Source organism: Streptomyces sp. AC550_RSS872 (assembly GCF_019049285.1).
In the GTDB taxonomy this organism is placed as follows: Bacteria; Actinomycetota; Actinomycetes; order Streptomycetales; family Streptomycetaceae; genus Streptomyces.
On record NZ_JAGMUL010000058.1, the window covers coordinates 212937 to 232484 of the forward strand.

The window sequence follows — 19548 nt, forward strand, 5'->3', positions numbered from 1 at the left end:
GGCTACTTGGCGATCAGCAGATCGCGGAGCTTCTCCCCGGCCGCGGGTGCCTGGCACAGGCCCGCGCCGGTGAATCCGGCCGCGTACAGGAAGCGGCGGGTGGGGTGCGCGCCGATGAAGGCGGCGTTGTCGGGGCTGGCGTCGAAGTCGCCGCTCCACGCGCGATGCAGGCCGATGCCGTCCAACGCGGGGAACAGGGTGCCGAGATGGCCGGCGATGCGGCCGAGCCAGGCTTCGCGTGCTTCGCCGGCCTTGGGTGCGCCCATGGCGAGGAGGATGCGGTCCTGCCACGAGCGGAGCCGCAGCCCGGACGCGGCGTGCATCGTCATGGGCATCTCTGAAATCTCGGGCATCTCGCGGTGCGGGGAGGGCGGGATGTCGGTGAACAGCATCTCGATCGCGTGGGGCGTCAGCGGCAGGTCGACCGATGCCATCGATGCCACCTCGCCCGACCAGGGCCCGGCCGCGCACACGACGCTGTCCGCCTTGATGCTGCCCTGCGCGGTGTGGACGGTGTTGTCGTCGCCGATGCGTGTGACGGGTGTGTGCGTGAACAGGCGGGCGCCGTGGTCGCGGGCGGCGGCGGCGTAGCCGCGGACGATGTCGAGGCCGTCCACGTGGTACGCCTCCGGTGACCAGGCGGCGGCCAGGACGGCGCGCTCGTCGACCAGCGGGTTGAGCTCGGCCGCTGCGCGGGCACTGATCAGGTCGACCTGGACTCCTGCGGCCTGCTGGGCCTGATGGCCGGCCTCGAAGTCGGCGATCTGCTGTTCGTCGGTGAACAGCGCCATGAACCCGAGCCGCTTCAGGGCGAGGGGGGCCGCGGTGCGGCGGGCGAAGTCGTGATAGGCGTTCAGGCTGCGCACGGCCGTCCGCCCGGTGCGGGGGTCGCCCGGGAAGTAGGTGCGGACCATGCCGGCCGTGTGCGCGGACGCCCCGCCGCCGAGGCTTCCGCGTTCCAGCAGCACGGTGTCCACGCCGGCTTCGGCGAGGTGGAAGGCGGCGGAGGTTCCGATCACTCCCCCGCCGATGACGACGGCGTCGGCGCGGGCAGGCAGGGCGCTCACGGTCTACACGCCTTCCTTGACGCCGGCGCCCTGCTGACGCAGGTGGTCTCCGGTCTCCCACGGGTACAGCTGGAGGTTCCAGCCGCCGAGGCAGTTGATGTAGAGGGCCATCTGGCTGGTGACGGCGTAGAAGTCGTCCCGGTCGAGGCGGTCGAGGACCTCGAGGAAGCGCTGGGTGAACGCCCACAGCTTCTCCAGACCGCAGTAGCCCAGGAACTCGGCGGGGACGCCGACCAGGAGGCGGGTCATGCGGACGAGGGAGTCCATGGGCATGTCCTGGACCGCGGCGCGGACGAGTCCGCCGTAGGCGGCGTAACCCAGGGGCCGGGTCTCGCCGTTGACGAACAGCAAGGTGGGCAGGACGGTGCCGAAGTTGCCTGCCCGGGAGGGGATGATGCCCTGGTGGAGGTCGTCCAGCTCGGCCGGGGGCGCGAGCCAGATCTTCTCGGTCTCGGCGTAGATGTCGGCGATCAGGTGGCTGGCGGCCGTGTTGGCGGCGTGGAGCATCGGGATGCGGTGGCCGCCCGGCTCGCCCGCGCGGCGGACTTCGGCGAGGATCTGCTTCTTCGTGGAGTAGACGGCGTCCCAGATCGCGGCCCCGGCTTCCAGCAGGGCGGGCATGTCCGCCGCACGGATCCGGCCGACGGGGGTGGCGGGCATCGGCTCGGTCAGGGTGCCGTACTTGATGCCCAGGTGCTGCAAGCCGGAGCAGAACACGGTGCCGTCGGGGGCCTCGCGCCGGTCGGGGATACGGGTGGCGTGGGGGGTGTGCAGGAGGGTGGGTATCGGCGCCACGTGGTAGAGGTGTTCGCCCGCGATGAGGGCGTGTCCCTGGAGGCTCCGGTAGGGCAGGGAGTCCCACAGGGCCGCGGCGAGTGCCGGGTTGCGGTCGTCGAGGTCGGCGGTGACCGTGATGCCGAGGTCGGGCCAGGAGATCTCGATCTGACGGGCAGGCAGCTTCTCGGACAAGGCTTTTCCCCTTCGTCGCTTCGGCTTGTCCGAGGAGTCCATCGCCAACAGGCGTATTCCAGCCAGGCGTTGAAAACATGAAACCTTGATCGGCCTGGGGGCCGCAGTTTGTGGGTTTCTACGGAACCGCAGCTCAGGGCGAGTTGGACAAGCACACAAGGGGAGAGAGCCGACGAGGCCCCCGGGCCGCCGTATGGAGACGTCGCACGTCACAACACAGCGGCCCGGGGGCCTCGTTCAAAGGGGCGCTCAGTAGTCGACGCGGTCGGACTTGGCCAGCCACGCGTCGAACGGCGCCGTACGGTTCGGCATGTCCACGCGCTCGATGGCCATCGGCCACAGCTCCGCGGGCCGCTTCTCGAACAGGTCGTAGAACTTGCGGTCGTCGAAACCGGCCACCGCGGCGTCATCCCGGTCAGCGGCGAAGATGATCCGGTCGACCCGTGCCCACAGCGCGGAGGACAGACACATCGGGCACGGCTCGCACGAGGTGACCAGGACGCAGCCTTCGAGCGAGAAGGTGCCCAGCTTCTGGCAGGCGGCACGGATCGCGCTCACCTCGCCGTGCGCCGTGGGGTCCAGGTTCGCGGTGACCTTGTTGTTCCCGATCGCGACGATCTCACCGTCCTTGGCGATCAGCGCGCCGAACGGACCGCCGCCGCTCTGCACGCTGCTGACGGCGAGGCCGATGGCCTCCTCCATCCAGACGCGCTCGGTCTCCTGGACGGACGTTTCCTGGGTGTACGCGGTCACGGTCGCTCCTTCTCCTATGGGCCACTCCCAGCGCAAGTACACCCGCCGGGCCCCGTCGAGGGTCAGTCACCGAAACCATGAAGGAGTTGACTGGCCGGCCGACGCCGCTTGGAGATTCGTATGAACAGCGGGCGAGTCAGTTCTCCCCGGTCTCGAAGGTGCGCAGCAGATCGGCGGCGACGCTCACGGCGATGGTCGCGGGCTCCTTGCCGGTGATGTCGGCCAGTCCGATCGGGGTCTTGATCCGGTCGATGGTGGCGTCGTCGTGACCGCCCTCGGTGGACAGTCGCTTACGGAACCGTACCCACTTCGCCGCCGACCCGATCAGCCCGATGGAGCCGAGGTGATCGGTGCGCAGGGCGGCGTCGCACAGGGCGGCGTCCTCGGCGTGATCGTGGGTCATGATCAGGACGTGGGTGCCGCGCGGCAGCTCCTCCAGCACCTCTTCGGGCAGCAGCGGCGTGTGATGCACGTGCACCTGCGCCACCGCGTCCGCCAGAACCCCGAGCCGCTCCTCGGTGAGGATGTCGGAGCGGCTGTCGACCAGATGGAGGTCGAGGTCCTGACGTGCCAGGATGCGCGCCAGTTCAAGACCGACGTGCCCGACACCGAAGATCGCCACCGCCTTCACCACCGGCAGCGGTTCGAGCAGCACCTGGACCGTGCCGCCGCAGCACTGCACGCCGTGCTGGTTGGTCACCTTGTCGTTCAGGGCGAAGTCGATCAGCTCCGGCTCCGGCTTTGCGGCGGCGATCATCTCCCGGGCCCGGTCGATCGCGACGGCCTCGACGTTGCCGCCGCCGATCGAGCCCCATGTCCCGGTCCGCCCCACGACGAGCTTTGCACCGGCGTCACGCGGGGCGTGGCCGCGCACGGTCGCGACGGTCACGAGGACGCCGGTCTCCCGGCGTGCCCGCAACCGCGCGACCGCGGCGATCCATGTCATGTCAGGCACCGCTCAGCGCTTCTACGTCGGTCCGGACCCGGTCGGCGGCGCCCTCGCGGGCCTCCTGGATCGCCCAGTAGACCGCTTCCGGCGTCGCGGGCGAGGCCAGATCGACGCTGACCCCGCTCGGCCCGAACGCGGCGGCGGCCTGCCGCAGCGCCTCGCGCACCGAGAACGCCAGCATCAGCGGAGGCTCGCCCACGGCCTTGGAGCCGTAGACCGCGCCCTCCTCCGTGGCGTTCTCCAGCAGCGTGACGTTGAACTCCTGCGGCATCTCGGAGAAGCTCGGCAGTTTGTACGTGCTCGCCGCCTGGGTTTGCAGCCGGCCGCGGTGCGGCCCGTCGCTGGTGTCCCAGCGCAGGTCCTCCAGCGTCAGCCAGCCCGCGCCCTGCACGAAGCCGCCCTCGACCTGACCGATGTCGATCATCGGGGACAGGCTCTCGCCGACGTCGTGGACGATGTCCACCCGCCGGATGCGGTACGCGCCGGTGAACCCGTCGACCTCCACCTCGGTCGCCGCGGCGCCGTAGGCGAAGTACTTGAACGGCGTGCCGCGGAAGGACTTCACGTCCCAGTGCAGCCCCTCGGTCCGGTAGAAGCCGGCCGCCGACAGCTGCACCCGCTGGAAGTACGCGGTGTGCACCAGGTCGTCCCAGGCCAGCTCCCTGTCGCTGCCCAGGGCGCGTGCGACGCCCTCGACGATGCGCACGTCGGAGGCGTTGACGCCCAGCTGAGAGGCGGCCACCTCCAGCAGCCGCCCGCGCAGCTGCTCGCAGGCGTTCTTGATCGCCCCTCCGTTGAGGTCCGCGCCCGAACTGGCCGCGGTCGCCGAGGTGTTGGGCACCTTGTCGGTGCGCGTCGGGGCGAGGCGGACCTTGTGCGGCGGGATGCCCAGGGTGGTCGCGGCCACCTGGATCATCTTGGTGTGCAGGCCCTGGCCCATCTCGGTGCCGCCGTGGTTGATCAGGACGGAGCCGTCCTTGTAGATCAGCACCAGCGCGCCGCCCTGGTTGAAGGCGGTGAGGTTGAACGAGATACCGAACTTGATGCCGGTGATCGCGAGGGCCCGCTTGGTGTGCGGGTGCGCGGCGTTGAACGCGGCGATCTCGCGCTTGCGATCGGCGATCCCGCCGTTGTCCTGGACCTCCCGCCAGACGGTGGAGATCCGCTCGGCCTGGGTGACCGGCTGGCCGTACGGCGTCGTCTGGCCCTGGTCGGGCTGGTAGAAGTTGCGCTCGCGCAGCTCCATGGGGTCGAGGCCGAGCCGCGGCGCGACGCGGCCCAGGATGTCCTCGATCACCAGCATGCCCTGGGGTCCGCCGAAGCCGCGGAAGGCGGTGTTGGAGACCGTGTTGGTCTTGGCGATACGACCGGCGACCCGCGCGTTGGGGATCCAGTACGTGTTGTCGATGTGGCACAGCGCGCGGGCCAGGACCGGCTCGGACAGGTCCAGGCTCCAGCCGCCGTCCGCGGTCAGCGTGGCGTCGAGCGCCTGGATACGGCCGTCGGCGTCGAAGCCGATCTTCCACGAGGCGTGGAAGCCGTGCCGCTTGCCGGACATGGTCAGGTCCTGCGTCCGGTTGAGCCGGAAGCGGACCGGGCGGCCGGTCAGCTTGGCGCCGAGCGCGGCGACGGCCGCGAACCCGTGCGGCTGCATCTCCTTGCCGCCGAAGCCGCCGCCCATCCGCAGGCACTGCACGGTCACCTCGTGAGCGGGTACGCCGAGCACATGGGAGACGATCTCCTGGGTCTCCGACGGGTGCTGGGTGCTGCTCTGGATGAAGATCTGCCCGTTCTCGTCGACCTGGGCGAGGGCCGCGTGGGTCTCCAGGTAGAAGTGCTCCTGGCCGGCGAACTGGAACTCACCGGTGAACACGTGCGCGGAGTCGGCGAAGCCGGCGTCGATGTCGCCGGTCTCCATCAGCGGCCTGGCACCGTGGTAGCTCTCGGCCGCCATCGCGTCGTGCAGCGTGATCAGCGCGGGCCGCTCGTCGAGCTCCACCTCGACGGCCGCGGCACCGAGCCGGGCCGCTTCGAGGGTCTCACCGAGCACCCAGGCCACCGCGTGGCCGTAGAACATGACCTCGTCGGGGAAGAGCGGCTCGTCGTGCTTCATGCCGGCGTCGTTGACGCCGGGCACGTCGGCACCGGTCAGCACCCGGACCACGCCGGGCACGTCGAGCGCGGGCTTGGTGTCCAGCTTGGTGATCCGGCCGTGGGCCTTCATGACCTGCACCGGGTAGGCGTGCAGCACGTCCTTGGTGCGGTGGATCAGGTCGTCGGTGTAGAGCGCGGTGCCGGTGACGTGCTGGAAGGCACTCTCGTGCGGCATGGAGACGCCGACGACCGGCTTCTCGGGGCGCTCGGACAGATGGCTCATGACGACACCGCCTCGGTGGTCTGTGCGTGCAGCTTCCTGAGGCTCTGGCCGAGCATGGCGGAGCGGTAGAGGGAGCTGGCGCGATGGTCGTCCATCGGCGTGCCCTCGCCCCGCAGCACCCGGGCCGCTGCCTCTACAGTCTCCGCCGACCAGGGCCTGCCTTCCAGGGCGGCCTCGGTGGCGAGGGCGCGGATCGGGGTGGCGGCCACGCCGCCCAGGCCGATCCGTGCCTTGCGGACGATCCCGTCCTCGATGTCGAGCGCGAAAGCGACCGCCACGCTGGAGATGTCGTCGAAACGCCGCTTGGCGATCTTGTGGAAGGCCGTGACCGGCGACAGCGGCAGCGGGATGCGCACCGCGCGGATCAGCTCGCCGGGACGGCGCACGCTCTGCCGGTACCCGGTGAAGTAGTCGGCCAGCGGGACCTCGCGCTCACCGTCGGCGTCGGCGAGCACCAGCGCCGCGTCGAGGGCGAGCAGCACCGGCGGGCTGTCTCCGATGGGCGATCCGGTACCCAAGTTGCCGCCGAGGGTCGCGCCGTTGCGGATGAGCCGGGACGCGAACTGCGGGAACAGCTCTGCGAGGAGCGGGACGTCACCGTCGAGCCGCCGCTCGATCTCGGTGAGCGTCAGCGCCGCCCCGATCTCGATGTGGTCGGACTCGACGCGCAGCTCGCGCAGTTCGGGAAGCCGGTCGATGGCGACCACGCAATCCGCCCGGCGGCCACGGATGTTGACCTCCACGCCCCAGTCCGTGGAGCCGGCGACGACCACGGCCTCGGGCCGCTCGCGCAGCAGCCGCAGCGTTTCGGCCAGGGTGTCCTTCCGCAGGAACGCGCTGTCGTCCTGGGCGTACTCGGTGGCGACCGGTGCGGGCGGGGACTGCTCGCGGCGCTGCGCCAGCGGGTCGTCCTCGGTGGGTTCCCCTACGGCGAAGGCGGCATCGCGGATCGGGCGGTAACCGGTGCAGCGGCACAGGTTTCCGCTCAGCGCGTGCAGGTCGAAACCGTTCGGGCCGTGCTCGGCGTCGGCGCTCTCGGCCGAGTCCGCGCCGTCGGCCGGGTCCGCGTGCGCGCAGCGGTTCGGCCGGTAGTACTCCGCGGCCATGCTGCATACGAAGCCCGGCGTGCAGTAACCGCACTGGGAGCCGCCGCGGACCGCCATCTCCTCCTGCACCGGGTGCAGGGCGGGCGGCGTGCCGGGTTCGCCGACGGTGGCGAGACCTTCGGAGGTGATGACCTCCTGGCCGTCGAGCGCCGCGGCCGGGACCAGGCAGGCGTTGACCGCCACCCAGTCGGTGGGCTTGTTCACCCCGGGCCGGGCCACCAGGACAGAACAGGCGCCGCATTCACCCTCGGCGCAGCCCTCCTTGGTGCCGGTGAGACCACGCTCGCGCAGGAAATCCAGCACGGTGGTGTGGGGTGCAGCCGGTGAAATCGGTGTTTCTTTCCCGTTGACCGTGATCCGCGCCTCTGTCATGACAGGCCTTCGTTTCGGAGCGTGACAGGTCGATTCATGATGTTCGCCAATTCCAGGCAGCTTTCTGTGTGCAGACGCGCCACGTGAGAAGAGCGGGCGCAGAACGGCACGCAAGCGCGGCGTGCCGGAAGGTGGTGACGGGAAACCCGGACCGTGCCACGAAAGGGCACGTCAGAACGGCGTACTCAGCAGCCGTGCGCGATGCGACCCGGAACCCAGACCGTGCTCTGGGCGAGGCGACCAAGATCAGAGGTGGTGTTCATCCGCCGGTCGCCTCCTTTCGGTGATTTGGGTCGACGTTTACCGCAAATTAGTGGCCGGGGCCACCGAGGTCAAGGGGTCGGCTCCGGAACAGCTTCGCCTTCGACGGTGGTGAACCGGCCCCGCGCGGGCTACGTACGATGAGGGCGTGACAGCCCGCGCACAGCACCACCGTGCGCCGCGGCTCCCCGTGACGGGGCCGTGGCGCATGCTTCTGCTGCTCGGGCTGCTCGCCGGACTGCTCGGGATGCACGCGCTCGCACCCGGCAACGTGGTCGCGGCCGGCTCGCATGCGTCACATGCCTCTCAGGCCTCTCATGCCTCGCCGCATCACGCGTCGGCACACATCATGGGCGGCGGCCCTACGACGTCCATGACCGACGAAACCGTCTGCCACGGCGCCGACCCGGGCGGCGGACACGCCCAGCACGCCGACCCCACCTGCGCCTCCAGTGCCCTGGGCGCGGGCCCCGTGCTGCCCGCCCTGGCACCCGACCCGGGCGGCGCTGCGGTCACCGGGGGCCTCGACCGCCGTTCCGTGACCGTCGCGACCGAGGGCGGGCGCGCGCCTCCCTCGCTGGCCGAACTTCAGATCCTGCGGACCTAGGACAAGGCCGAGCCGTCCGTCCCCGTCACCTGCGGGCGTACGGCACTCAGCCATGCCCATGCCGCGCCGCGAGCGGTGCGGCGACTCACGTACATCGCAGGAGTTCCCAGCATGACCAGCATCCGTACCACCGTGCTTCGTCGCGCCGCCCTGGCCGCGGCCGCCGTCACCTCCGCGTTCGTCCTCGTCGGCTGCGGCGCGGACGACCAGCCGGACACCGCGGCCTCCGGGGCGGGCCAGACCACCGAGGCCCACAACGCGCAGGACGTCTCCTTCGCGCAGGGCATGATCCCCCACCACCAGCAGGCCCTCCAGATGGCGGAGATGGCCGCCGACCGCGCTTCCTCGGCTCAGGTCAAGGACCTCGCCGCCCGCATCGAGAAGGCCCAGGACCCGGAGATCAGGACGATGACCGGGTGGCTGAAGACGTGGGGCGAGGACGTGCCGTCGGCGGCGCCCGGCGGCATGGACCACTCCGGTCACTCGGGCGGGTCCGACGCCTCCGGCATGCCCGGGATGATGGGCGAGGACGACATGGCCAAGCTGTCGAAGGCCTCCGGCAAGGCCTTCGACGCGCTGTTCCTGAACCTGATGGTCGAGCACCACGAGGGCGCGGTGGAGATGGCCGAGGACGAGAAGGCGAAGGGCGAGTACGGCCCCGCGACCGGTCTGGCCGACGCCGTCGTCACCGCCCAGACCGCCGAGATCGAGGAGATGAACAAGCTGCTCGGCAAGAACGCCGGCAACACCGGGAGCTGACGCACCGGGGCGTTCACTTCAGGCCCAGGCGGCGCTGTTACGACGCCTCAGGACCCGCCCGGTCCACGATCGCGACAAAGGCCGGGCGGGCCGCGCGGCCGGCGGCGCGTCGACGGTCAGGCCTAGGGCGTGTTGCGAAAGTCCCGTCGTCCGCCCGAAGGGCGGGCCGGGCGGCGTCTGGTGCGTGCTCTCGGCGTGCCGGGCGGAAGCCCTCGTACTGGTTGTACGTGGGCTTTCGCCCGGTGCGGCGAGAGGGCGTGCCAGGCGTCGCCCGGCAGGCGGGACTTTCGCAACACGCCCTAGGCCGGGGAACGCGCGTAGACCCGCGAGAACAAGCGGCAGGGGCGATTCCGGCCCTCCTACCGGGAGCTTATTCGTCCGTTTCTGTGATAATTGGGGCATGAGTACAGCGACGTTTGTAGTTGCGGCCACGTCGAGTGAAGTACTCAACGTGATCGCCGCCTTCGCGGGTGGCCTGTTCATCGCCGGCGCCCTGGTCTGGGCCGTGCAGCTCGGCATGCGGGTCCGTGATCGAGAACTGCCCCGGCCCACGCCCGACGAGCAGCCGCACCTCCCCGAGACCGGCCCGGTCCACGAGGAGCGCGAGATCAGGGAGCCGGACGAAGTGCCGCACTCGCAGGGCCGGGAACGACTCCTGCCGCACGAGCTGCACCACGCCGGCAGCAGGCGCAGCGAGGACCAGCACCGCAAACGCTGGCTGCCCGGAAAGAGCGGTTCCTTCGGCGGGGGCGGCCTGGGGCACGGCTGAGCCGCTACCGGGCGTTGAAGCGCCGGCACCCCCTGATCAGCCGCTGCCGCTCCCGTTGCCTGCCTCCCGCGCCGCCCGCTCCAGTCGGCTTCGGTGGTTGTCCCACCAGGTCCGGTCGCCCTGCGGCAGGTCCTCCTTGCCCTTGCCGTACCCGACGCTGCCGTCGATGAGTTCGCGCACGATGTCGGCGTGGCCGGCGTGCCGCTGGCTGTCGGCGATCACGCGCACCATGAGGTGGTGCAGCGTCACCTCGCGCCGTTCCTCCGGCCACCACGGGACGTGACCGGTCGCGTCGAGCGGCAGCGCCTCGAATGTGCCGTCGGCGTGCTGCCAGGCCTGGCGGTACAGGCCGACGATCTCCTCCCGCGACTCGTCCGCTGTGGCCCACATGTCCGCGTTGGGTTCGGCGTCCTCGGTGTACCACCAGGGCGGTGGCGGCTCCTCGGTGAAGAACGGCCGGCCGAAGGTGTCGCCGAAGTAGCCCAGCTCCACGGCGGCGACATGCTTGACCAGCCCCAACAGGTTGGTGCCGGTGGGGGTCAGGGGGCGGCGGACGTCGTACTCCGAGAGCCCGTCGAGCTTCCACACGAGGGCGTCACGCGCGTCCTGGAGATAGCGGAGGAGGTCCGCTTTCGGGTCCGTTGCCATCATGCGGGGAGTCTTGCACCCCGCACTGACAGCGGGACCGCGGCAACCGGGCCCCTACCTCTGAAGCCGGCCGCCGGCGCTGTCCGAGACCGTGTCCGTCCGCCCGTCCGTCGAGCCCGTCACCAGGATGTCGATCTGTTCGCTCGTCGCGCTCACGCCGTTCAGCGTGGCCGTCGCCTGGAGGCGGCCCGTGCCCGGGGGGAGGGCGCGGCCCGGGGTGCACCACCACACGCCGCTGGGGGCGGTGGTCGTCGCGCAGATCTCCTCCTCCCCGGCGTCGCGGACCGTGACCTGGGCGCCGGGATAGGCCGTCCCCACCATCTTGGGCCGCGCGTTCAGCGGCACGCCCGAGTGGGGGCGGGAGAAGGACGGCGCGGGCAGTCCGACCGTCACGGTGCAGGTGCCCTTCTGCCGTACGGTGCCGTCCGCGTCGCGCAGGACCAGGGCGCAGTCGGGGAGCCGGGTGCCGGGCTCGGCGTCCGCGGGGACCGACAGGAGGAAGGGGTACTTACGGTCCTTCCAGGCCACCGGTGCCGACTCCTGCGGTTCCTCGGCCGCGGCGGGCGCCCCCTCGAAGGTGTACGTCCCCGTGCTCCCGCCCGGAGCCACCGATCCCCGGTACCCGGTACCGGTGATCGGCGTCCCCGTCACGGTCGTCGTCGACGGCGCCGTCAGGGTCAGGACCGAGCCCGCGCCCAGCGGTGTCCCCGCGTAGCCGCCGACCTCGACGATGCCTTCCCGTCCGGGTTCGATGGTCGCGCTCGCCCACAGGTCGTCACCGCCGTGGGCCGTCCCCGGCGTGATCACCACGCCCGCGACGGCGAGCAAACCGAGGATCGTCGTCTTCCAGGACCTGCTCATCGTCGGCGGAGCTCCTCACACACCTCGGCGGCACCCTTGCCCGCGATTCTCGCGGCCGGCCCCGCGAACGGCGCGCTCTGCTCGGCCGTACGGGCCCGCGGCGCCCTGTGCACCACCCGTCCGGGCGTCGGCCGTCGGTCGATACGGGCGAACCCCGGGTGACCCTGAAGCCCTGAAACGACCTCCCGTCACGTCAGCCAGACCGTCGTGTCCGGGCCCAGCAGGCCGCCCTCCTCCAAAGGCGCGCTCGAGAGCAGCACCTCACCCGGCGGCAGCTCCACGGCCGTACCGGACAGGTTGGCCACGCACCGCCAGCCCTCCGAGCGGGTGAAGTGCAGGACGCCGGGCGGGGTGTCCGGCGCCCACTGAAGTTCCTCCCCCTCCAGCAGCTTGCGGCGCAGCCGCAGGGCCCTGCGGTAGAGCTCCAGGGTCGAACCCTCCACCCCGTCCTGGGCCTGGACCGCGTACGCCGCGAAGCTCGCCGGCTGGGGCAGCCAGGACCTGCCCGCGCCGAACCCGTACGAGGGCCCCGTCGTCGTCCACGGCAGCGGCACCCGGCAGCCGTCGCGGCCCTTGCGGACGCGGCCCGTCTGTTCCCAGATCGGGTCCTGGAGGACCTCGAAGGGCAGGTCGGCGACCTCGGGCAGGCCGAGTTCCTCGCCCTGGTAGACGTACGAGGAACCGGGCAGCGCCAGCATGAGGAGGGTCGCGGCGCGGGCGCGGCGCAGGCCGGCCGCCTCGTCGACGGCCGGTGCGTGGCCGCCGGACAGCAGCCAGGCGTTGTCGTCCGTGCCGGGCGGGAGCATCAGACGGGAGGCGTGGCGTACGACGTCGTGGTTGGACAGCACCCAGGTGGCGGAGGCGCCCGCCGCGCGGGCCGTGGCGAGCGAGTCGGCGATGACCTGCTTCAGCTCCTCGGCACCCCAACCCGCTTGCAGGTACTCGAAGTTGAAGGCCTGGCCCAGTTCGTCGGGGCGGGCGTACAGGGCGCGGCGGGCGGCCGGGGTCACCCAGGCCTCGGCGACCGCCATGCGCGGCGGGCGGTAGGCGTCGAGGATCTTGCGCCAGTCGCGGTAGATCTCGTGGACCTCGTCGCGGTCGTAGAAGGGGTGGGTGCCGGGCGGGAGGTCCGGGAGCGCCTCCTCGCGGCTGAGTTCCGGGGCGCCGAGGTCGCGCAGCGGCTCGCTGAGGTCCTTGGCCAGCGCGTGGGCGACATCGACGCGGAAGCCGTCGACACCCCGGTCGGACCAGAACCGCAGGGTGGTGCGGAAGTCGGCGCGGACCTCGTCGTTCTCCCAGTTCAGGTCGGGCTGCTGGGGCGTGAAGAGGTGCAGGTACCACTCGCCGTCGGGGACCCGGCGCCAGGCGCTGCCGCCGAAGACGGACTGCCAGTCGGTGGGCGGGAGTTCGCCGTGCGCGCCGCGGCCGGGGCGGAAGACGTAGCGGTCGCGGGCGGCGGAGCCGGGGCCGCAGCGCAGCGCCTCCTGGAACCAGACGTGCTGGTGGGAGGTGTGGTTGGGGACCAGGTCGACGATCACCTTCAGCCCGAGCCGGTGGGCCTCGGCGACCAGGACGTCGAAGTCGTCGAGGGTGCCAAGGCGCGGGTCGACGGCACGGTAGTCGGCGACGTCGTAGCCGCCGTCGGCCAGTTCGGAGGGGTAGAAGGGGCTGAGCCACAGGGCGTCCACTCCGAGGGCGGCGAGGTGGTTGAGCCGCTGGGCGACGCCCTTCAGGTCACCGAGCCCGTCGCCGTCGCCGTCGGCGAAGCTGCGGGGGTAGACCTGGTAGATGACGGCCTGCCGCCACCAGTCGGGGTTGCTGGAGGAGAGGTCGGGGGTCGAGTCGGCGATCGTGGTGGTGCGGACGGTCACGCGGTCTCCTCGTCGGGTGTGTACGGGCGACAGTGAGAACTCTGTCCACTTGGCCGGAAAAGCGAACACCGGGAGGAGCGGAGTAGATCATTCCCCGCGTGACGCAATTGTGATTTCTTTTTGAACTTCCCTGGCGTTATCGCAGGTTGACAGCCTTCTCACGTCGCCCGACGATGTGCAGACACTGTGGCGTGTGTGACCAATGAGCCCAGTGATTCTTCTTCGACCACCCCACGATGGGATACGCATGTCCATAGCGAGACGTGTCATCGCGCGACGCCTGTTGGGGACGGGCGCCGCGTCGCTCGCCCTCTGCGCGGCCACCGTCGCCTCCGCCTCCGGAGCCTGGGCCACCGGTTCGCCCGGCGGCGACGGCTGGAAGTCCGGCGGCACCTACCAGCCCGGCACCGGCGCCGGCACGGAGACGGCCACCGATCGCTGCCAGTTCTCGCTCGACGGCTCGAACTTCTACGACTCCGTCAAGGTCGACGACCAGAACCTGAAGGTCACCGACGACGGCAAGGTCCACATCAAGGTCCGCGCCGCCGCCGACGCCACGACCTGCACCGCCTCGCTCGCCTCCTACCTCGCCCACGGCGCGACCTTCGCGACCTCCGGCGAGCAGGTCTTCGTCGACTTCGACACGGTCACGGTCAAGCCCGGCCAGACCGACTCCCTCGACATCGCCGTCCCGGACGCGGGCTGCTTCGCGCAGATCGACCTGTACCGGGGCGCGGTCAGGTTCGACGGCAAGCTCGACGCGAACGACGGCTTCGTCCACGGCGACGTACCCAAGGGCCCGGACCGCCCGGTCATCAAGGACAAGCTGATCGCGGCCTGGAACGGCGGCACGAAGGACTGCACGAGCGAGCCTCCGGCCACCGAGGAGCCCCCGACCACGCCGCCGGCGGAGCCGTCGGAGCCCGCGACGGACGAGCCGTCGACCCCGGCCGAGGAGACGACGCCGCCGGCCTCTCAGACGCCGTCCCCCGGAACCCCGACGCCGGAGACCTCCGAGTCGACGACTCCCCCGGCGCCCAAGCCGAACGGCGGCGGCGACAACCTCGCCGAGACCGGCGGCAGCAGCGCGACCGGCCCGATCGCCCTGGGCGCGGTGGCGCTGGTGGCGGGCGGCGCGGCGTTCGTCGTGATGTCGAGGCGGAAGCGCGCGACGCGTTCCTGACCGACGGTGTGAAACCGATGGTGTGTGAAGGGGCCCGGGGTGATCACCCCGGGCCCCTTTGCGGTGTGACGGCGGGCCACCGACGCGGTCGGCCGCATCCACCTGCGTGGGGCGCAGGGCGTGCCCGGCGGGGGAGCGGTCGCCGTGCACGACGGGCACCGGGCCCTTGTGCCCGGTGGCCACCCGGTCAGACGCGTTCCACCGTCGCCAGATACAGCTTCACGAACCGGTCGACGTCCACGTCCAGGGCCACGTCCACCAACTGCTGCTCGCGCAGGCCCTCGTGGATCTCGGACTCACCGGGACGGGGGCGCCGGTCGACGATGGTCTGGCCCCGCGTCGGCCCCGGGGCGAGGGAAACCTCGACGGGGAGGAGGCGGGTGGTGATGCCCGCCGGGTCCACGACCGTGCAGACGGCGCCCGCGTCGCCGATGCCGCCCGCCTCGGAGTCGGCGGCGACGTCCGGGGTGGCCGGGCGGTGGGACAGCAGGTCACCGGCGAGCCGGGTACCCGGATCCGAGCTCGCCCGCAGCCGCCGTACGTCCGCCCCGGGGATCACGACCCGCTGGAAGACGTCCAGGCCGTACATGGTGATCGGTACCCCCGCGGTGAGCGCGACGGCGGCGGCCTCCGGGTCGTGCCAGACGTTGAACTCCGCGACCGGCGTGGCGTTTCCGGTGGCCACGGCGCCGCCCATGAAGACGATCCGCTCGATGTTGCGGGTCACCTCGGGGTGTGTGCGCAGCAGCAGGGCGATGTTGGTGAGGGGCGCGGTCGGGATGAGGGTGACCGGGCGCGGGGACGCCAGGATCTCGCGGCGCAGCAGCGTCACCGCGTCCACGTCGGCCGGGGCGCGGGTCGGGGCGGGCAGGCCGATGTCGCCCATGCCGTCCTCGCCGTGCACATGCCGTGCCGAGCGCGCGGGCTCGATCAGCGGACGTGCGGCGCCCCGCGCGACGGGGATGTCCGGGGTCCCGGCCAGCTCCAGCACGGTCAGGGTGTTGCGTACGACGCCGTCCACGTCGGTGTTGCCCGCCACGCAGGTGACGGCGCGTACGTCGAGCCCCGGATGGCGTACGGCGAACAGCAGCGCCAGAGCGTCGTCGACACCGGTGTCGCAGTCGATGATCACCGGGATGGGCTGCCCTTCGGCGTTCGTCACGGCGAGGCTCCTCACACGGGTGCGTTGGCGGTTCTGCGGTGGCGGGTTCCGCGAACCCGACCTTACGGTGTCGTACAGGTGGAGTGCGTCGCCGTATGGCGTCGCCGTGCGGCAGCGTGCGCGCGGCGTCATGCGGCGTCTCCGTCCCACAGCGCGAGGCCGCGGGCCGCGACGCGGGCGGCGATCCGGTCCACCAGTTCGGCGCCCGGTACGACACCGGGCCTGCGCCCGTCCCGCAGCCGTACGGCCACCAGGTCGCCCTGCGCCTCCCGCTCACCGATGACCGCCAGGTACGGCACGAGGCGTGCCGCGCGTACGCGGGCGCCCAGGGTGCCGTGCTCGGGCCCGGCGAGTTCGGCGCGCAGACCCATTCGGCGGGCCCGGTGCAGAAATTTCTCCGCCGGCTCGGTCTGGGCGTCGGACACGGGCAGGATCACCAGCTGCACCGGGGCGAGCCAGACCGGGAACGCGCCGCCGTGCCGCTCGACGAGATGGGCGACGACTCGTTCGACGCTGCCGATGATGCTCCGGTGGACCATGACCGGGCGGTGTTTCGCCCCGTCCGGGCCGATGTAGCGCAGGTCGAAGCGTTCGGGCTGGTGGAAGTCGATCTGGACGGTGGAGAGGGTGGCCTCGCGACCGGCCGGGTCGGCGATCTGGACGTCGATCTTCGGACCGTAGAACGCGGCCTCGCCCTCGGCGGCCTCGTAGGGGATGCCGGAGGCGTCGAGCGCCTCGCGGAGCAGGGCGGTGGCGCGGCGCCACAGCTCGGGGTCGGCGACGTATTTGCCACGGTTGCCACCCTCGCCGGGGAGCGAGAGACGGTGGCGTACGGCCCTGATCCCCAGATCGGCGTAAGCGCGGGTGATGAGTTCCAGGGCGGCACGGGCCTCGTCGACCGCCTGGTCCAGGGTGCAGAAGACATGGGCGTCGTTGAGCTGGATGGCCCGCACACGGGTGAGCCCGCCGAGGACGCCGGACAGCTCGGAACGGTACATGCCGCCCAACTCGGCGATACGGAGGGGCAGTTCGCGGTAACTGTGGGAGCGGGAGCGGTAGATCAAGGCATGGTGGGGGCAGAGGCTGGGGCGCAGGACGACCTGCTCCGCACCGAGCTCCATCGGGGGGAACATGTCGTCGCTGTAGTGGTCCCAGTGCCCGGAGATCTCGTACAGCTCCCGCTTGCCGAGCACGGGCGAGTACACGTGCCGGTACCCGGCCTCGCGTTCCACCTCCCGGATGTACTCCTCCAGGGTGTGCCGTACGACGGCCCCGTCGGGCAGCCAGTACGGCAGGCCGGCGCCCATCAGGGGATCGGTGTCGAAGAGGCCGAGCTCGCGGCCGAGGCGGCGGTGGTCGTGGTGCATGGCTGCTCCTCCGGATGAAGGGACGAGCACCCACACGCCGAAGCCCCGGGGCACTCGCCCCGGGGCTTCGTTCTTCGCTCAGCTGTCAGCGCGGCGCCGGGACGGGGTCCGGCGTCGTCGTGGGAGACGGGGTGGCGGCGCGCTGCATGGGGGGACGGTAACAGGGGGGCGGGTGGACCGCGCGGTGGTTTTTCCGGTTCCCGTTACGCACGGGCGGCGAATGCGTCGAAGTCGCCGACCTCACCCCCTGCGTCGCCGTCCGCGACTCCAAGGACCAGGCCCGGTACCTGTCTGCGGTAGTCAGGCCGGGCGATGTTGCGGGGAGTCAGATGATCCGGTGCTCCCACCGAAGGGGTCGCTGGTCGCCGATCCAGTAGGTGTGTGCCTGCTCGGTAATGCGGAGCCGGACACTTGCGATGTCGGGGCTTCCGGTGTCCTGCCAGGCAATCAGCGTCTCCTCGACGGCGTCCCACAGGGCCACGGGGCCGCCCTGGCGGACCGTCCAGCCGGAGTCGCCCTCGGTGAACGCCGCGAACGACTCGCGCTCGGCGTCGAAGAGGTACAGATGCTGCGTACCGTCGCCGGCCCTGGCTCGCACGAACTGTGCGCCCGGCGCGGTGAGCTGGGCCAGGAAGGCAGGCATCCACTCGTCCAGGAGGACGGGTGGGAGCTTGGCGGGCCGCTCGGTGCCCGTGTAGGCGGTGCGGGCGGAGAGATCCCCGGCCAGCGGGACGAGGGCCTGCGCACGGGCATGCATGAAGGAGGAGCGGCCGGTGATGCGGCCCTCGGCCGAGCCGTCGTCGTTCACTGTGACCTTGGCCAGGCCGGTGCCGTATGGCCAGGAGCCGACCGTGGCGAGGATGATGCCGCCGGGCTTGGTCTGGCGGACCCACGTGTACGGGATGCGCCGGACGGCGCAGGTGGCGATGACACGGTCATACGGCGCGCGGGCGGGATGGCCGAGGAGTCCGTCTCCGGTCACCGTCCACGTCGAGTGTCCGGCCTCCTCCAGGGCCGCATCCGCACGGGCGGCCACCTGAGGGTCGACCTCGACGGTGGTGACGTTGTCCTCGCCGAGGCGGTGGCACATGAGGGCGGTGGAGTAGCCGGTGCCGGTGCCGATTTCCAGGACGGTTTGGCCGTCGGCGACATCGAGTTGTTCGAGCATGCCGACGACGGTGGTGGGGGTGGTGGAGGAGGACGTGGGTACGCCGGTCACAGTCCCGGTGGCCGCGTCGGCAGTGAGGCGGCCGTCAAGCTGGGTGGCCAGCGACTCGTCGCGGTAGGCGATCCGTCGAGCGGTTCGGTGACCACGAGGACAGGCCTGTCGGTCTCGGTCATGTACGTCAGTCCTGCTGCGAGTCCTGGTCGGACCCCTGGTCGTTCTTCGAGTCCAGATTGGTGGTCGTCGTCGTCGAGGTGGCGGAACTGGTGCCGTGCTTGCCCATTTCGACCACGTGTCCGTCGGCGTCTCGGAAGACACCGACTTGTGTGTCCGGGGCGACCGTGACCGTGGTGAACGGCAGCTTCACCGTGTTCGGGTACGGCCCGAGTCGGCGAAGGCCCCAGGGGCGGTGTGCTGCGGTCCGCGTTGCGGTCTGCATGGTGCTCCTCCCATACGTAGCGAGTGGTGCAGCAGGTGGCGGCGGGACTCGCTGGGAACGTTGCCCTCGTCGCCGTCCGCCCGGTGGCGAATGCCGATTCGTAATTTCCCGGGCGGAAGTGTGTGGATTCACGCGGGTGCGAAGCGGTCCTGACGCAGGGCCCTCCAGGACGCGCTCCAGCAAGCCGACTTCGGGTGCCTGGCCCGCGCGGCGGCGGCGCTCGCGCTGCCACAGGTCTGCTTCCTGCTCGACCATGGCGCGGATCTGGGCCAGCGCATCGCCGGACTCGACATGCAGACGGACCAGGTCGACCGGGGTAAGGAGGAGGATCACGTCATTCGCGGCGAGTTCCGCCCTGCCGTCGACCAGCCGCAGGGTCAACATGCTGAGGGTTCCTCGACGCGGAGCTCCGCCCAGACGGTCTTGCCCCAGCGGTGCAGGTCGCGTAGCCCATGCACTCCGACATGGCCTCGACGAGGACCAGCCCACGGCCTTCCTCAGCGTCTTCGGCCGGGCGACGGTCCATGTCCGGCGGGGTACGGGATTTATCCGTTACGGAAATGCGCACGCGACCGGCGCCGACCCGGGTCACCCGCACCCGCAGCAGACGACACGACGTGTGTTGCACCGAGTTGGCGACCAGCTCGTCAACGACCAGGACCCCGGAGTCAGCCAGATCCTCTATCCCCCACGTGTGCAGCGCGGCAGAGACCAGCAGCCGCGCACGACGTGCGGATGCCTCCTCAACGGGCATGGTCTCGGTGTAGCCGGGCGCACCTTTGGCGGCCGGTCTCGCAGTGGGTCGGGTCATGACGCTCACGGGGTTGTCTCCTCGGGGCGTGGTCGGTCCGCCAACGACAGGG

General features: G+C 71.1%; 17 protein-coding genes and 2 pseudogenes. 5 read left to right on the forward strand and 14 right to left on the reverse strand.

The window, feature by feature from the left end; genetic code table 11:
- Positions 1-2: 2 nt before the first annotated feature.
- The 6 genes from KUM44_RS24040 to KUM44_RS24065 form a co-directional block, all read right to left on the reverse strand.
- Entirely contained in the window at positions 3-1067 is a 1065-nt protein-coding gene (locus tag KUM44_RS24040; RefSeq protein WP_217210873.1) for an FAD-binding oxidoreductase, read from the reverse strand.
- 3 nt (positions 1068-1070) lie between these two features.
- Complete coding sequence (locus KUM44_RS24045; RefSeq protein ID WP_254389977.1) at positions 1071-2036, reverse strand: hypothetical protein; 966 nt, start codon at positions 2034-2036, stop codon at positions 1071-1073.
- A 249-nt stretch (positions 2037-2285) separates the two neighbouring features.
- A complete protein-coding gene (locus tag KUM44_RS24050; protein ID WP_217210875.1) occupies positions 2286-2789 on the reverse strand; it encodes a nucleoside deaminase in 504 nt (167 codons plus the stop codon).
- A gap of 136 nt (positions 2790-2925) precedes the next feature.
- On the reverse strand, positions 2926-3735 hold the full coding sequence (xdhC, locus tag KUM44_RS24055) for a xanthine dehydrogenase accessory protein XdhC (RefSeq protein ID WP_217210878.1): 810 nt from the start codon (positions 3733-3735) through the stop codon (positions 2926-2928).
- 1 nt (position 3736) lies between these two features.
- Positions 3737-6115, reverse strand: coding sequence for a xanthine dehydrogenase molybdopterin binding subunit (gene xdhB, locus KUM44_RS24060; RefSeq protein ID WP_217210880.1), 2379 nt, complete (start codon positions 6113-6115; stop codon positions 3737-3739).
- Positions 6112-7593 carry a xanthine dehydrogenase small subunit gene (locus KUM44_RS24065; RefSeq protein WP_217210882.1) on the reverse strand — a complete coding sequence of 494 codons (1482 nt, stop codon included), beginning with the start codon at positions 7591-7593 and terminating at the stop codon, positions 6112-6114. Before KUM44_RS24065 ends, xdhB begins: the two co-directional genes overlap by 4 nt.
- A gap of 409 nt (positions 7594-8002) precedes the next feature.
- Between KUM44_RS24065 and KUM44_RS24070 the strand changes: the two genes are divergently transcribed.
- The 3 genes from KUM44_RS24070 (at position 8003) to KUM44_RS24080 (ending at position 9989) form a co-directional block, all read left to right on the forward strand.
- A complete protein-coding gene (locus KUM44_RS24070) occupies positions 8003-8461 on the forward strand; it encodes a DUF6153 family protein (RefSeq protein WP_308402708.1) in 459 nt (152 codons plus the stop codon).
- Between the two features lie 111 nt (positions 8462-8572).
- Positions 8573-9220: a DUF305 domain-containing protein gene (locus KUM44_RS24075; RefSeq protein WP_217210884.1), complete on the forward strand. Its 648-nt coding sequence runs from the start codon at positions 8573-8575 to the stop codon at positions 9218-9220.
- 400 nt (positions 9221-9620) lie between these two features.
- Positions 9621-9989, forward strand: a complete 369-nt coding sequence (locus tag KUM44_RS24080) for a DUF6479 family protein (protein WP_217210887.1) — start codon at positions 9621-9623, stop codon at positions 9987-9989.
- Positions 9990-10025: 36 nt separating this feature from the next.
- Here the strand turns inward: KUM44_RS24080 and KUM44_RS24085 are convergent, their stop codons facing one another.
- The 3 genes from KUM44_RS24085 to KUM44_RS24095 all read right to left on the reverse strand — a co-directional run bounded on the left by KUM44_RS24085 (position 10026) and on the right by KUM44_RS24095 (position 13369).
- Complete coding sequence (locus KUM44_RS24085) at positions 10026-10640, reverse strand: DinB family protein (RefSeq protein ID WP_217210888.1); 615 nt, start codon at positions 10638-10640, stop codon at positions 10026-10028.
- Between the two features lie 51 nt (positions 10641-10691).
- On the reverse strand, positions 10692-11498 hold the full coding sequence (locus KUM44_RS24090) for a carboxypeptidase regulatory-like domain-containing protein (protein ID WP_217210890.1): 807 nt from the start codon (positions 11496-11498) through the stop codon (positions 10692-10694).
- A gap of 188 nt (positions 11499-11686) precedes the next feature.
- Entirely contained in the window at positions 11687-13369 is a 1683-nt protein-coding gene (locus tag KUM44_RS24095) for a glycoside hydrolase family 13 protein (RefSeq protein ID WP_217210892.1), read from the reverse strand.
- A gap of 247 nt (positions 13370-13616) precedes the next feature.
- Here KUM44_RS24095 and KUM44_RS24100 point away from each other — a divergent pair, with 247 nt between their 5' ends.
- Positions 13617-14552: an LAETG motif-containing sortase-dependent surface protein gene (locus KUM44_RS24100; protein ID WP_217210893.1), complete on the forward strand. Its 936-nt coding sequence runs from the start codon at positions 13617-13619 to the stop codon at positions 14550-14552.
- 187 nt (positions 14553-14739) lie between these two features.
- Here the strand turns inward: KUM44_RS24100 and KUM44_RS24105 are convergent, their stop codons facing one another.
- Together KUM44_RS24105 and thrS are read right to left on the reverse strand one after the other, a co-directional pair.
- A complete protein-coding gene (locus KUM44_RS24105; RefSeq protein ID WP_217210894.1) occupies positions 14740-15714 on the reverse strand; it encodes a nucleoside hydrolase in 975 nt (324 codons plus the stop codon).
- Between the two features lie 128 nt (positions 15715-15842).
- The gene (gene thrS, locus KUM44_RS24110; protein WP_217210897.1) at positions 15843-17081 is read right to left on the reverse strand and encodes a threonine--tRNA ligase; all 1239 of its coding nucleotides are present in this window, start codon (positions 17079-17081) and stop codon (positions 15843-15845) included.
- Between the two features lie 218 nt (positions 17082-17299).
- Between thrS and KUM44_RS45655 the strand changes: the two are divergent.
- Positions 17300-17458, forward strand: a pseudogene (locus KUM44_RS45655) (hypothetical protein); the annotation flags it as partial.
- Here KUM44_RS45655 and tgmC read toward each other — a convergent pair.
- From tgmC to KUM44_RS24130, 3 genes and pseudogenes are all read right to left on the reverse strand, one after another.
- Entirely contained in the window at positions 17407-18564 is a 1158-nt protein-coding gene (gene tgmC / locus KUM44_RS24120) for an ATP-grasp peptide maturase system methyltransferase (protein WP_374202070.1), read from the reverse strand. The pseudogene KUM44_RS45655 and the gene tgmC sit on opposite strands and share 52 nt — an antisense overlap.
- Positions 18491-19069 (reverse strand): annotated as a pseudogene (gene tgmA, locus KUM44_RS47620) (putative ATP-grasp-modified RiPP); the annotation flags it as partial. The pseudogene tgmA and the gene tgmC, both read right to left, overlap by 74 nt.
- Positions 19020-19496 carry an ATP-binding protein gene (locus KUM44_RS24130; RefSeq protein ID WP_308402710.1) on the reverse strand — a complete coding sequence of 159 codons (477 nt, stop codon included), beginning with the start codon at positions 19494-19496 and terminating at the stop codon, positions 19020-19022. The gene KUM44_RS24130 and the pseudogene tgmA, both read right to left, overlap by 50 nt.
- Positions 19497-19548 lie beyond the last annotated feature (52 nt).